A 12,567-nucleotide genomic window follows, 5' to 3' on the forward strand; every position below is an offset into this window, starting at 1 on the left:
GCGGAGCATCGACCCCGACGAGCGACGTCCGGACGAGCCCTTCTCGGCGCGCAGAGCAGCGGCCCGGCCTCCACCGGGCACCGTCGGCCGACGCCGCAGCCGCAGCGGGCTGCAGGCCGGGTCAGCCCGCGCAGTAGCCGAGCTGGACGGTCGATCCCTGCGGGACGTCGCCCGGAGCCAGGGACTGAGTCGTGATGGGCGGGTTCGCCCGGGTCGCGTCGCAGGTCTCGTCCGGGACCTCGACCCCCACGAGCTGCAGCTTCTCGGAGGCGAGGGTGGCCAGCGCGCTGCTGAGGGACGTCCCGACGAGGTCGGGGAGCGTGACCTGGCCGGAGGAGACCGTGAGGTCGACCGGCGTGCCCGGGGCGACCTGCTGTCCCGCTCCGGGGGAGGCGGAGAGCACGACGTCGCCCGGGACGGTCGGCGAGTTCTCGCGGGTCTGGGAGCCCTCGACGAAGCCGACGGCGGTGAGCGCGTCGATGGCTTCGGCGAGGCTCTGCCCGACGGTGTCCGGCACGGCGACGGGCTGCGGTCCCTGGGACACGACGATGCGGATGACCGTCTCGGGTGCGACGATCGTGCCGGATCCCGGATCCGTGCGGATCACCTCGCCCTCGGGGACGGTCGAGCTGTACTCCGCGACCTGGCTCGGCACGAGATCGAGCTCGGTCAGGGTCGACTGCGCGCTGTCGTAGGTGGTCTCGGTGAGGGTGGGAACCTCGCGCGACTGCGACGGCAGGGTCGACGCGGGCTGGAGCGTCAGCACCCAGATCACGAGTGCGGCGACGATCACGGCCAGCACGACGATCGAGGACCAGATCCAGAGGACCGGCGGGCGGCGCTGGGTGCGGACGATCGAGTTGTCCTCGGCCAGCTGGCGGAGGGCGAGCTCGGAGTCGTTGACTCCGCCCTGGCTGCGGGCCGCGAAGAGCGAGGTGGTCAGCTCGTCGATCGGGCGGTGGTCGGGGAGGCGTCCGGCGGCGGCGTCGCGCAGGTCGTCGCGGAACTCCGCAGCTCCCTGGAAGCGCTCGTAGCGGTCCTTGGAGAGTGCTCGGGCGACGACCGCGTCGAGTGCGGGGGTGACGGCCGGGTTGATGGAGCTCGGCGCCGGCGGCGTCTCGCTGACGTGCTGGTAGGCGACGGCCACCGGGGTGTCGCCGCGGAAGGGCGCACGGCCGGTGAGGAGCTCGAAGAGCACGATGCCGGCGGAGTAGAGGTCGCTGCGGGCGTCGACCTGCTCGCCCTTCGCCTGCTCGGGGGAGAAGTAGGCCGCGGTGCCGAGGATCGCCGTGGTCTGAGCGACCGTGGCGGCGGAGTCGGAGACGGCGCGGGCGATCCCGAAGTCCATCACCTTCACCTGGCCCGACGGGGTCAGCATGATGTTGCCGGGCTTGATGTCGCGGTGGACGACGCCTGCGCGGTGCGAGTACTCGAGGGCGGTGAGGATGCCCTCCGTGATGCGGACGGCCTCGTCCACGTCGAGGGGGCCCTCGGCGATCAGGTCCTTGAGGAGGCGGCCCTCGATGTGCTCCATGACGATGAAGGGCCGGCGCGATTCGGCGCCGTTGTCGTCGAGCGAGACCTCCTCGCCCGCGTCGAAGACCCGGACGATCGTGGGGTGCGACATGCGCGACGCGGACTGCGCCTCCTGCCGGAACCGCAGGCGGAAGGCGGAGTCGGAGGAGAGGGAGAGCTTCAGCTCCTTGATGGCGACGGTGCGGCCGAGCCGGGTGTCGGTGCCGAGGTACACCTCGGACATCCCGCCGCGGCCGAGCCGGGGCCCGACCTGGTACCGTCCCGCGATCAGGCGACCCTCATCCGTCACGCGCACGCTCCCGCCCTGTACTTCCGTGTGGTGCGGCCCCGAGGAGCCACGGCAAGTGTACCTATGGGCCCCTGGTGTTCCGGGCGGGGGCGCGACGCGACGGCCGCGAGGCGCTGGGCCGGAGCGGTGCCCCGGCCCGGCGCGCCGCCGCTACTCGGAGGGGGTGGGCGTCGAGGTGGCCTTCGAGGTGGGGGTCGGCGCCGGGGTCGGAGCCGGCTCCTCGACGGTGACGGAGAGGGTGGGCGAGGCCGCCGACTCCGACTCGCCGCAGAGCACGGTGTACGTGACGTCGATCGTGCCCGCCGTGGTGCCGGCCTGGATCGTCGCGGTCGTCGAGTTCGACGGGTTGGTGCTCGTCACGCTCGCGCCCTCGCCGGTCGCGGTCACCCGGTAACCGCTCACGGAGGTTCCGCTCGGGCACTGGTTGTAGTTGCTCCAGGTGACGTTGAACGTCGCGCCCGCCTCGACGCTGGAGGCGGCGGGGGTGACGGTCGGCACGGCGGTCGGTGCGTCCGGGGTCGCGACCTCGGTGAAGACGGAGACCTCGATGGTCGTGCCCTTCACCACGTTCGCGGTGGGGTTCACGTCCTCGACGAGTCCGACCTGCTCGGCGGTGGGGGCGCTCGGGCCGTCCGCGCGGCGGACGCCCATGCCCAGGGCCTCGAGCTCGGTCTCGACGTCGTCGAAGGAGCGCCCGACGTAGTCGGCCTTGTCGATGACCACCGTGTTCGAGGTCGGTGTCGGCGTGGGGCTCGGAGTCTCGGACGGCGTCGGCGACGGGGCCGTGCTGGTCGGCGCGGTGGGGGAGGCAGCCGGGTCGCTGCTCCCGCCGGTCGTCAGGGCGAAGATCGTGCCCGCGATGACGACGGCGAGGATCACGATGAGGGCGATCAGCGGCCAGGTCCAGGGGCTGCGCCTGCGCGGCTCCTCGACCGGCTCGAGCGGCTCCTCGATCGGCACGAACGGAGCGGCGGCCGCGGCCGCGGGCGCGCCGGAGGGCAGCACCGTGGTCGCCTGCGTCGCGCCCTGGTTGGAGGGGAGGACCGTGGTCGCCTGCGTCGCGGGAAGGTCGCTGAGGACCGCGGGGACGGCCAGCGCCGCTCCGCGCACGTCGCCCGAGCGCAGCGCCTGGGCCGCCCGCGCGAGGTGCGCGGCGGTGGCGGGGCGGTCGGCCGGCTTCTTGGCGATGCAGGAGTAGACGAGGTTGCGCACCGGCTCCGCGACCGTGACCGGCAGCTCCGGCGGGGTGTCGTTGATCTGCGCCATCGCGATGGCGACCTGCGACTCGCCCGTGAAGGGGCGGCGCCCGGCCAGGCACTCGTACGCGACGATGCCCAGCGAGTAGATGTCGGTGGCGGGGGAGGCGGGCTGGCCGCTCGCCTGCTCCGGGGACAGGTACTGGACCGTGCCCATGACCTGCCCGGTCGCCGTCAGCGGGACCTGGTCGGCGATGCGCGCGATGCCGAAGTCGGTGATCTTGACGCGGCCGTCCGGCGTGATGAGCAGGTTGCCCGGCTTCACATCGCGGTGCACGAGGCCCGCGGCGTGCGCGGCGTGCAGGGCGAGCGCGGTCTGCGCGACGATGTCGAGGACCTTGTCGGTCGAGAGGACGCGCTCGCGCTCGAGGACGGTCGAGAGCGCCTCGCCGGGGACGAGCTCCATGACCAGGTAGGCCGACCCGTCCTCCTCGCCGTAGTCGTAGACGTTGGCGATGCCCTCGTGGTTGACCAGCGCCGCGTGGCGGGCCTCGGCGCGGAAGCGCTCGAGGAAGCCGGGGTCGCCGAGGTACTCGTCCTTCAGGATCTTGATCGCGATGGTGCGGCCGATGACCAGATCGGTCGCCTGCCACACCTCTCCCATGCCGCCGATGGCGATCCGGGACTGCAGCTCGTAGCGTCCCCCGAAGGTGAGGCCTGTCGTGGGTCTCATTTGTTCAGCACCGCCTCTAGTACCTGTTGTCCGATGGGTGCGGCGATCAGATTGCCGTACCCGGTCTGGCCGAGCCCTCCACCGTTCTCCACGAGCACGGTGATGGCGTACTGCGGGTCGTCCGCAGGCGCGAAGCCGGTGAACCAGAGGGTGTACGGGTCGTCCCCGCCGTTCTCGGCGGTACCGGTCTTACCGGCCACAGTGACGCCCCCTATTGTTGCATTCGTCGCCGCGCCGCCCTGGACGCTGGCGACCATCATCGCCTTGACGGCGTCCGCGGTCTGCGTGCTCACCGCCCGGCCGAGCGACTTCTCCTGGAACTGCTGCAGCACGCTGAGGTCCTGCGAGCGGATCGAGTCGACCAGGTTCGGCTGCATCACCTCGCCGCCGTTCGCGATCGCCGCGGAGACCATGGCGATCTGCAGCGGCGTCGCGCGCACCTCGTACTGCCCGAAGGCGGTGAGGGCCGTCTGGGCGTCGTCCGTCTTCGTCGGGTAGGTGCTCGCCTCGACCGACATCGGGATCTCGAGCTCGGTGTCGAAGCCGAACTTCTCGGCCTGCGAGCGGATCGCGTCCGCTCCGAGCTGCACGCCCATCTCGGCCATCGGGACGTTGCAGGAGAGCGAGACGGCGGTGGCCAGCGTGACCGTCTCTCCGGAGCCGCAGAGACCGCCTCCGGAGTTGATCACCTGCGACGAGGAGCCGGGCAGCGTGTACGACTCGACGTTGGGAAAGCTCGAGTCGGCGGTGAAGCGGCCGGACTCGAGGGCGGCCGAGGCCACGACGAGCTTGAAGACGGAGCCGGGCGGATTGAGCGAGCCGCCGATGGCCCGGTTCACGAGGGGCTCGGAGGAGTCGTCGTTCAGCGCCCGGTAGGCGGCGAGAACGTCGTCGGTGTCGTGGGAGGCCAGCGCGGTGGGATCGAAGGTGGGCTTCGAGACCATCGCGAGGATGCGGCCGGTGGCCGGCTCGGTCACGACGACGGCCCCCGTGTAGTCGCCGAGCGCGTCGAAGGCGGCCTGCTGGGCGACAGGGTCGATCGAGAGCTCGACCGACGCGCCCTTCGGGTCCTGGCCCGTGACGAGGTTGTTGATCTCGTCGAAGAACTGCGAGTTCGAGGTGCCCGAGAGGTAGTCGTTGAGCGTGCGCTCGATGCCGGTGGTGCCCTGGTTCAGGGTGAAGTAGCCGGTCACGGCGGAGTAGAGCGGGCCGTTCGCGTACTGCCGCTGGAACTTGTAGAGGTCGTCCGACGGCGTCGATGAGGCGATCGGCTGACCGCCGGCGAGGATCGCACCGCGCTCGGTCGAGAAGCTCTCGTAGAGGGTCCGCGTGTTGCGGCCGTCCTCGTCGAGGGAGTCGGCCTGGATCACCTGGATGGTGGTGGTGGAGAGGAAGAGGGCCACGAACATCGTCAGCACGACGAGGCTCACCCGTTTGAGTTCTCGGTTCATCGACGGATCACACCACCAGACGAGGCTGACTGCGGACTGTGTCGGACAGGCGCAGCAGCACCGCCACGATCATCCAGTTCGCCACGAGGGAGGAGCCGCCGGCGGCGAGGAACGGCGTGGTCAGGCCGGTCAGCGGGATGACACGGGTGACGCCTCCGATGACGATGAAGCACTGCAGGGCGATCACGAACGAGAGGCCGACTCCCAGGAGGCGCCCGAAGTCGTCCTGCCCGGCGAAGCCGATGCGGAACCCGCGCGAGACCAGCAGGAGGTAGAGGCCGAAGATCGCGAAGAGCCCGGCGAGGCCCAGCTCCTCGCCGAGGCTGGCGATGATGTAGTCGGACTGCGGGACCGGCGTGAGATCCGGCATCCCCTGGCCGAGGCCCGTGCCGAGCAGCCCGCCGTGCGCGAGGCCGAAGAGGCCCTGCACGAGCTGGTAGCTGCCGCCCGGATCCGCCCCGTAGCGCTCGGCGCTGAAGGGCTCGAGCCAGTTGGCGAAGCGGTTGCCCACGTAGTCGAGCGTCTGGCTCGCCAGCAGCGCGCCGCCGAGGAACAGGCCGACGCCGATGAGGACCCAGCTGGTGCGCCCGGTCGCGACGTAGAGCATGACCAGGAACAGGCCGAAGTAGAGCAGAGCCGTCCCCAGGTCGCGCTGGAAGACGATGACGCCCATCGTGACCGCCCAGACCACCAGGATCGGGCCGAGGTCGCGCAGGCGCGGGAAGCGCATCCCGAGGACGGTGCGGCCCACCATCGAGAGGGAGTCGCGGTTGCGCACGAGGTAGCCGGCGAAGAAGACCGCGAGGGCGATCTTGGCGATCTCGCCGGGCTGGAAGCTCGCCACGTCGCCGATCCCGATCCAGACGCGCGCGCCGCTGACCTCGCGGCCGATGAAGGGCAGGAGCGGCAGCAGGAGCAGCACGATCGCCGCGAACCCGGCGACGTAGGTGTAGCGGAACAGCACGCGGTGGTTGCGGATGACCAGCAGCACCACGATCGCCGCGACGACGGCCAGGGCGCTCCAGAAGATCTGCCGCACCGCCACCGACTCCCAGCCGGTCGCGCCGTCGGCGATGTCGATCCGGTAGATCTCGGCGACGCCCAGGCCGTTCAGCACGGTGGCGATCGGGAGGAGGAAGGGGTCGGCCGCCGGGGCCGCGAAGCGCAGCACGACGTGCACGGCGAGCACGAGCGCCGAGAGGCCGGCGCCCAGCGAGACCAGCGTGGTGTCGATCGAGCCGAGGGCGCCGAGCTGCACGAGCACGATCGCGCCGGCATCGATGAGGCATGCGCCGATCAGGAGCAGGAGCTCGAGATTGCGCAGCTTCTGGCGGAAGAAGCCCTGCCGCTCGGGGGCGGGGCGGGCGGTGGCCGTGGCGGCGTCCGTCATGGTGCTCCGTTCGCGTCCGTGAGGCGCTCGACGATGTCGACTGCGCCGGCGTAGGAGTCGGCGCTGATCGTCTGCTCCAGCTGCTCGACGTCGTAGGCGCGGAGGGAGTCGAGCGGGATGCCCGTGTCCTCCTTCACCTCCGAGAGCGAGAGCGGGCCGACCGACTGCTGGATGCCCTGGTAGATGATCACGGTGTCCCCGTCGGTGCCGACGTAGAAGCGCGACTGCGTCCAGTCGTAGGCGAAGAGGATCCCGAGGAATCCGATGATGAGCACGAGGGACAGGCCGACGAGCCAGGTGATGCGGCGGCGCAGGTGCCGGCGGCGGTCCTCCTCGATCAGCTCGTCGAGGTAGTCCTCGGACGCGGGCTCGAAGTGGGTGGGGCCCTGCGCGGCGGGAGCCCGGGTGTGCAGGCGGAGGCCGGGGATCCGGACGCGGTTCTGCGAGTCGTCGGTGCTGAAGGGCGTGGGCGCGGCGGCGGATCCGACGACGACCGGCTCCTCCACGGGGGCGAGGATGCGCGCGGTGTCGCCCGCCCCGGGGATGTCGAGGACGACGACGGTGACGTTGTCCGGGGCGCCGTGCGAGAGGCTGTCGCGGATCAGGCGGTCGGCCACCTGCTGCGCGGTCTCGTCGCGGCTGAGCTCCTTGAGGATCTCGTCGTGCGGGACGACGCCGGAGAGGCCGTCGGAGCAGATCAGCCAGCGGTCGTGCGGCTCGGTCTCGAGCGTGAGCGTGTCGATCTCGGGGTTGGTGTGCACGTCGCCGAGGACCCGCATCAGGACGGAGCGGCGCGGATGCGTCATCGCCTCCTCTTCCGTGATGCGGCCGGAGTCGACGAGGCGCTGCACGAAGGTGTGGTCGGTCGTGACCTGCTCGAGCCGGCCGTCGCGGAGGACGTAGATGCGGGAGTCGCCGATGTGCGCGATCGCCACCGACTCGCCGACGCGGGCGATCGCGCTGACGGTGGTGCCCATGCCGGTGAGCTCGGGGTGGTCGACCACGGCGTCGGCCAGCAGGGTGTTGGCCGCCAGCAGGGTGCGCTTGAGCTCGTCCTCGGCCTCGTAGGTGGAGGCGTAGACGCGGTCCGCCTCCGCGATGCGCTTGATCGCGATGGAGGAGGCGACGTCGCCGCCCGCGTGACCGCCCATGCCGTCGGCGACGACGAAGAGCTGCCGGCCCGCGTAGCCGGAGTCCTGGTTGTTCGAGCGGATCCTGCCGACGTGCGAGACGGCGGCGCTCTCGCGCACCGCGCCGTGGCCGGAGCCGCTCTCCGGAGTGGGGGCCACGCGCTACGACCGCCGCAGTTCGAAGGTGGTGGTGCCGACCTTCACGGGCGTGTCCAGCGGCACCTTGGTGGGCGCGCCGACACGGCGGCCGTCGAGGAAGGTGCCGTTGGTGGAGTCGAGGTCCTGGATCATCCACTCGTCGTTCCAGAGGAGAAGGCGCGCGTGGTGGGTCGAGGTGTAGTCGTCGCGGATGACCAGCGTCGACTCCGCGGAGCGGCCGATCGTCAGCGGGTCGCCGGTCAGCTCGAGCTCGGTGCCCCGCTTGGGGCCCGAGGTGATCACGAGGCGCTGCGCCGTGTGGACCGTGGCGGTACCTCCCTGCTCGGCGCGCTCGGCGGCGGCCTCGCGGCTCCTCCGGGCCGAGGGGGCCGACGGGGAGGCGGGCTGCGCGGGCGCGGGAGCCGGGGCGGCCGCGGCGACCACGGGCTGGGCCGCCGTCACGAACGGGGCCTCGGGGGACGCGGCCTGCGCGCCGGGCGGCAGCTTGCGCACGCGCTGCCCGAACAGGTCGGAGCGCAGCGCGTAGACGATGCCGAACACGAAGAACCACAGCAGCGCGAGGAACGCGATGCGCAGGAGGAAGAGAGTGAGCTCGCTCATAGCCGGTCGTCCCAGAATCCCTCGGAGCCGCGTCCGGCTGCCCTGCCGGACGACGGGCGGTCGGTGCGTGCGGGCGCGGAGCCCTGCACGACGCGGTAGACGATCGAGGTGCGCCCGATCGTGATGGTCTGCTCGGGGGCCAGGGGCGCCTGCGTGACGGGCCGGCCGTCGAGCTTGGAGCCGTTCGTGGACCCGAGGTCGTGCACCTGGGCGCGGGAGCCGTCCCAGAGGATCTCGACGTGCTTGCGGGACGTGCCCGAGTCGTCGACGGTGATGTCGGCGTCGCTGCCGCGGCCGATGACGGTGCGCGCCTTCGTGATCGGGTGGCGCCGGCCGTCGATGTCGAGGACGGGCGTGTAGGCGACGGTGCCCTTCACGCTGCGGGAGTCGACCTCGACCATGCCGTCGCTGAGCGCCGGATCGACGGCGAGGGAGATGTCGATCGGGCCGGGGAAGCGGAAGCCCTGCTTGGTGGCGTGCTCGGTGGCGACCGTGGTGAGCTCGTCGATCAGCGTGGCGCCGAGGCGCTGCATCCGGTCGAGGTCGGTCGCGGACATCCGCAGGACCAGGCTGTTGGGGACGAGGATGCGGTCGCGGCTGACCACGGCGGCGGAGGTGTCGAGCTCCCGGCGGAGGGCGGAGGCGAGCTCGACCGGCTGCAGACCCGACTTGAAGGTCCGCGCGAACGCGCCGTTGACGACGCGCTCGAGTCCCTTCTCGAAGTTGTCCAGTATGCCCACAGTCTTCCGATCTTCCGGTTCTTCGCCTTCTCGGCGGTCGCGCACGGATCGAGATGTCTGCGCGCCCGTCGCCGCTTCCTCTTCTTGGTCTGCGCCGCGCACGGCTACGGGCATGTTACTGGGATGGTCTGGATGCGCGATCCTCCGCAGTGGTTTCGCGGCCGGAGTGCCGTGTGCGCGCTCTCACCGGGGCGGCCCGGTGGCGGCTCCCGGGGGAGCGGCGGCCCGGGACGGTGAGCGCCGGTTCGGCTCGGGGGCCGGGGGATGCTACGATTTCTCGTCGGCGCTTCGGTGCCGCTGGTGAGCGCGAGTGGCGGAATAGGCAGACGCGCACGGTTCAGGTCCGTGTGCCCGAAAGGGCGTGGGGGTTCAACTCCCCCCTCGCGCACCAGAGTTCATGAGAACCGGGTTCGAGAGAACCGGAGAAGAAGCCCTCGATCGGATGTCCGGTCGGGGGCTTCTCCCGTTCCCGGCCGGAAGTACTTGCTGAAGTTCGAGCTGCCGGCAGGACTGAGCCTCGGGTCCCGTGCCTGCGCTAAGGGTTCTGCTAGCGAAGGTGCCGCTGACCTAGCGCGGATGACCCGGGGTCAATAATTGATCTCTGATTTCCCCTAGTAATCTTTGAGCCGTTGCCTGCATTCGGCCACGCCTTCGCGAATCTACGCGCAAATCTCGCGTCTGAGGTACTCATCCGACGGTGACTTTTAGGGGAGGTGCTGTTAATGCCGCCAAACGTACCCCTCTGCCTGTAAAAGCTTCTATTCTTCTTGTTTTATATTTTTCGCCGTTTCTTCAGCCGCCTCTGCTTCTGCTTCTGCTTCTGCTTCTTCTGCTTGCATCTGTCGAAGTTCCTCGGCTGCATCCCACTCTTCAACGCCGGATAAAAGGTTCTCCAGGGTGTTCAGTGCCGGATCGTCGCCGTGGCCGACTTTCTCTCCGCGAAGATACGCCGCGAGTAGGTCGACGGCAGACGAGGTGAGTTTCTTTCCCAGCTCGCGAAGGTCGATGGCAGATGTGGGCGCACGGCCTCCCGTGTCGGCAGCGATGTCCGCCGCTCCGTCGAGGAGCCGATTAATCTTCTTCAGCTTTGATCTTGCTTCAGGGTCGAGCAGGAGTTCTCCGAGAACGTCGGCCTCAAGGCTTCGCTCCTCAGTCCAGATTGCGCTCCATTTAGGCTGCCAACTCGCACCTCTGATCGTCTCTGCTAGTGAGGGTCTTGCTGCAAGGAGGTCGCGGTAAACTTGAGTGTAGCGCGCGTAGAGCAGTCGAATATCTTTTTGGTTGCTTTCTCGGAGGCGGGCCATTTTATCCCGTTCCCACGCTTCCTTGTCTCGTGCAAGTTGCAGAGTTCCAGCTATGCCCTGTGCCCTCAATTGGTTCTGCGCTGTATTGCGTTGATTGAGTTGAGTGAGCGTGAACGTCACGAGCGCAGCAAGGGCGGGCCTGCACCAATCCCAAAACGTCTCGTCCTGAAGGAAGTAAAGGAACCATGGCGGCGTGGTGATCCACCTATACGCCGAGGCTGCCCACAAGCTGATATCCATCAATTCTTCTTCTTGCCAACCGTCTCATTGTTGAGGTCGAAGCAACGGCGGGTGAGCTCCACGACGGGGATGGTGCGGGTGGTGCGCTTCTCGTAGTCGAGGAAGCCGGCGGAGGCGGTGGTGAAGCGGGCCCAGCCAGCGTCGCGCTCCTCCCCGGCGAGGACGCGCGCCCGGACGTCGACGGTGCCGTCGTCGGGGGTCTCGATCGCCAGGTCCGGGTGGGCGATCATGTTGTGGAACCAGGCGGGGTGCTTCGGCGCACCGGCGGCGGACGCGGCGAGCAGCCAGACGTCCTCGGAGGGGTGCAGCGCCATCAGCGGAGTCACGCGCTCCTCGCCGGAGCGGGCGCCGCGGTGGTGCACCAGCACGAGGCTCCTCCCGAAGCCGCCCGTGGTCACGGTCCCGCCGTTCGCGCGGAACTCCTCGATGATCGTGTCGTTCCAGTCGGCCATGCTCGTCCTCCTCGACGCGGTGCCGGCACTCGAGTGCCGGGGTCAGGCGCGGGCGCCCAGAGCGTCCTCGCGGCTGCTGCTCCCACCCGGCGGCTGTGCGCCCGCGGTGACGGCGGCGGGATCCGCCAGCGCCCGCCGCCAGGGTAGCTCCGCGGCGCCGACGAGTTCCAGCCTCGAGCGCAGGGCGGCCCGCTCGATCCGCACGCCGCGTGCGAGGTCGCTCAGAGCCCGGGCGGAGACGCGGGCGGCGAGGCGCTCGCGGTCGACGGTGAGCAGCGAGCCGAGGAAGCCGCCGAGCACGACCGCGGTGGGGTTGAAGAGGTTGATGTAGGTGGACAGGCCCTCCGAGAGCAGGTCGACCTGGCGGGCGACCTCGCCGAGGACGGCGGGGTCGCGGGAGGTGCCCAGGGCGATGTCGAGCTCGTCCTGGTCGAGGACGCGGGCGCCGAGGACGTCGAGGAGGGAGCGCATCCGGACCTCGGCCTCGAGGCAGCCGCGCCGGCCGCAGCCGCAGAGGCGGCCGTTCGTGGCGACGAGGGTGTGGCCCAGCTCGGCCGCGAATCCCGAGGAGCCCTGGAGCGGGACGCCGCCGATGATGACTCCTCCGCCGATGCCGCCCGCGCCGCCGGTGACGTAGACGACGTCGGCCACGCCGTGCGCGGCTCCGAAGAGGGACTCGCCGATGGCGCCGAGGGTCGCGTCGTTGCCGACGGCGACCGGGAGGTCGAGGGCGCGGCTGAGCTGGGTGGCGAGGTCGACGTCGCGCCAGCCCAGGTGCGGGGCGCGGTGGACGAAGCCGGAGTCGGCCTGGACGAGGCCGGGGACGGCGACGCCCGCGCCGACCAGCGTGCGCAGCGACTCCCGCTCGGAGCGGAAGCCCTCGACGATCCCGGTGACGACGCGGACCACCGTGGCGGGGCTCGCGGGCTTGGGGGTGTCGAAGCGGACGCGGCGGAGCAGCTCGCCGTGCAGCCCGACCAGGCCGACGATGATCGCATCGGTGTCGAGGTGGACGCCCACGGCCGCGAACCGGTCGCCGGGGACGACGGTGGCGCTGGGGCGGCCGATGCGGCCGTCGGGCGCGGTGGTCTCCTCCGCGACCCAGCCGAGCTCGCTCAGCTCGCCGACGAGGTTCGCGACGGCGGAGCGGTTCAGCCCGGTGAGGCGGCCGAGCTCGGCGCGGCTGGTGGGACCGGAGCGGTGCACCAGCGTCGCGAGGCTCGCGAGGTTCGTGCGGCGCAGCAGCGCGTTGCTGGAGGCTCCGACTGCTCCTGCCATGATCGCCTGCCTGTCGCTGGACCCCGACGGGTCTCGGATGCACTCGGGCGCGGCTCCCCCGAGGAGAAG

At 70.5% G+C, this 12,567-nt stretch carries 10 protein-coding genes and 1 tRNA gene; 1 reads left to right on the forward strand and 10 read right to left on the reverse strand.

Annotation, left to right across the window (positions count from 1 at the left end):
- Nucleotides 1-121 precede the first annotated feature (121 nt).
- From pknB to C5C55_RS04130, 7 genes are all read right to left on the reverse strand, one after another.
- Entirely contained in the window at nt 122-1,825 is a 1,704-nt protein-coding gene (gene pknB, locus C5C55_RS04100; RefSeq protein WP_104222663.1) for a Stk1 family PASTA domain-containing Ser/Thr kinase, read from the reverse strand.
- Between the two features lie 150 nt (nt 1,826-1,975).
- Nucleotides 1,976-3,754, reverse strand: coding sequence for a protein kinase (locus C5C55_RS04105; protein ID WP_104225779.1), 1,779 nt, complete (start codon nt 3,752-3,754; stop codon nt 1,976-1,978).
- Nucleotides 3,751-5,205, reverse strand: coding sequence for a penicillin-binding protein 2 (locus C5C55_RS04110; protein ID WP_104232999.1), 1,455 nt, complete (start codon nt 5,203-5,205; stop codon nt 3,751-3,753). The genes C5C55_RS04105 and C5C55_RS04110 overlap by 4 nt, the downstream gene beginning before the upstream one ends.
- 7 nt (nt 5,206-5,212) lie before the next feature.
- Nucleotides 5,213-6,595, reverse strand: coding sequence for an FtsW/RodA/SpoVE family cell cycle protein (locus C5C55_RS04115; RefSeq protein WP_104225777.1), 1,383 nt, complete (start codon nt 6,593-6,595; stop codon nt 5,213-5,215).
- On the reverse strand, nt 6,592-7,884 hold the full coding sequence (locus C5C55_RS04120) for a Stp1/IreP family PP2C-type Ser/Thr phosphatase (RefSeq protein ID WP_244229533.1): 1,293 nt from the start codon (nt 7,882-7,884) through the stop codon (nt 6,592-6,594). The genes C5C55_RS04115 and C5C55_RS04120 overlap by 4 nt, the downstream gene beginning before the upstream one ends.
- 3 nt (nt 7,885-7,887) lie before the next feature.
- Nucleotides 7,888-8,484: an FHA domain-containing protein gene (locus tag C5C55_RS04125; protein WP_104233000.1), complete on the reverse strand. Its 597-nt coding sequence runs from the start codon at nt 8,482-8,484 to the stop codon at nt 7,888-7,890.
- A complete protein-coding gene (locus C5C55_RS04130) occupies nt 8,481-9,224 on the reverse strand; it encodes a DUF3662 and FHA domain-containing protein (RefSeq protein WP_104225775.1) in 744 nt (247 codons plus the stop codon). Before C5C55_RS04130 ends, C5C55_RS04125 begins: the two co-directional genes overlap by 4 nt.
- A 304-nt stretch (nt 9,225-9,528) precedes the next feature.
- On the opposite strand from C5C55_RS04130, the gene C5C55_RS04135 reads away from it, so the two are divergent.
- Nucleotides 9,529-9,615, forward strand: a tRNA-Leu gene (locus tag C5C55_RS04135).
- A gap of 367 nt (nt 9,616-9,982) precedes the next feature.
- Here C5C55_RS04135 and C5C55_RS16260 read toward each other — a convergent pair.
- Genes C5C55_RS16260 through C5C55_RS04145 form a run of 3 tightly spaced genes read right to left on the reverse strand, consistent with a single transcriptional unit; the run spans nt 9,983 to nt 12,498 of the window.
- A complete protein-coding gene (locus C5C55_RS16260) occupies nt 9,983-10,768 on the reverse strand; it encodes a hypothetical protein (protein WP_146080884.1) in 786 nt (261 codons plus the stop codon).
- On the reverse strand, nt 10,768-11,220 hold the full coding sequence (locus C5C55_RS04140) for a nitroreductase/quinone reductase family protein (protein ID WP_104233001.1): 453 nt from the start codon (nt 11,218-11,220) through the stop codon (nt 10,768-10,770). Before C5C55_RS04140 ends, C5C55_RS16260 begins: the two co-directional genes overlap by 1 nt.
- Before the next feature lie 42 nt (nt 11,221-11,262).
- Nucleotides 11,263-12,498 carry an ROK family transcriptional regulator gene (locus C5C55_RS04145; protein ID WP_104233002.1) on the reverse strand — a complete coding sequence of 412 codons (1,236 nt, stop codon included), beginning with the start codon at nt 12,496-12,498 and terminating at the stop codon, nt 11,263-11,265.
- Nucleotides 12,499-12,567: the final 69 nt, after the last annotated feature.

Source organism: Rathayibacter sp. AY1C2 (assembly GCF_002931195.1).
In the GTDB taxonomy this organism is placed as follows: domain Bacteria; phylum Actinomycetota; class Actinomycetes; order Actinomycetales; family Microbacteriaceae; genus Rathayibacter.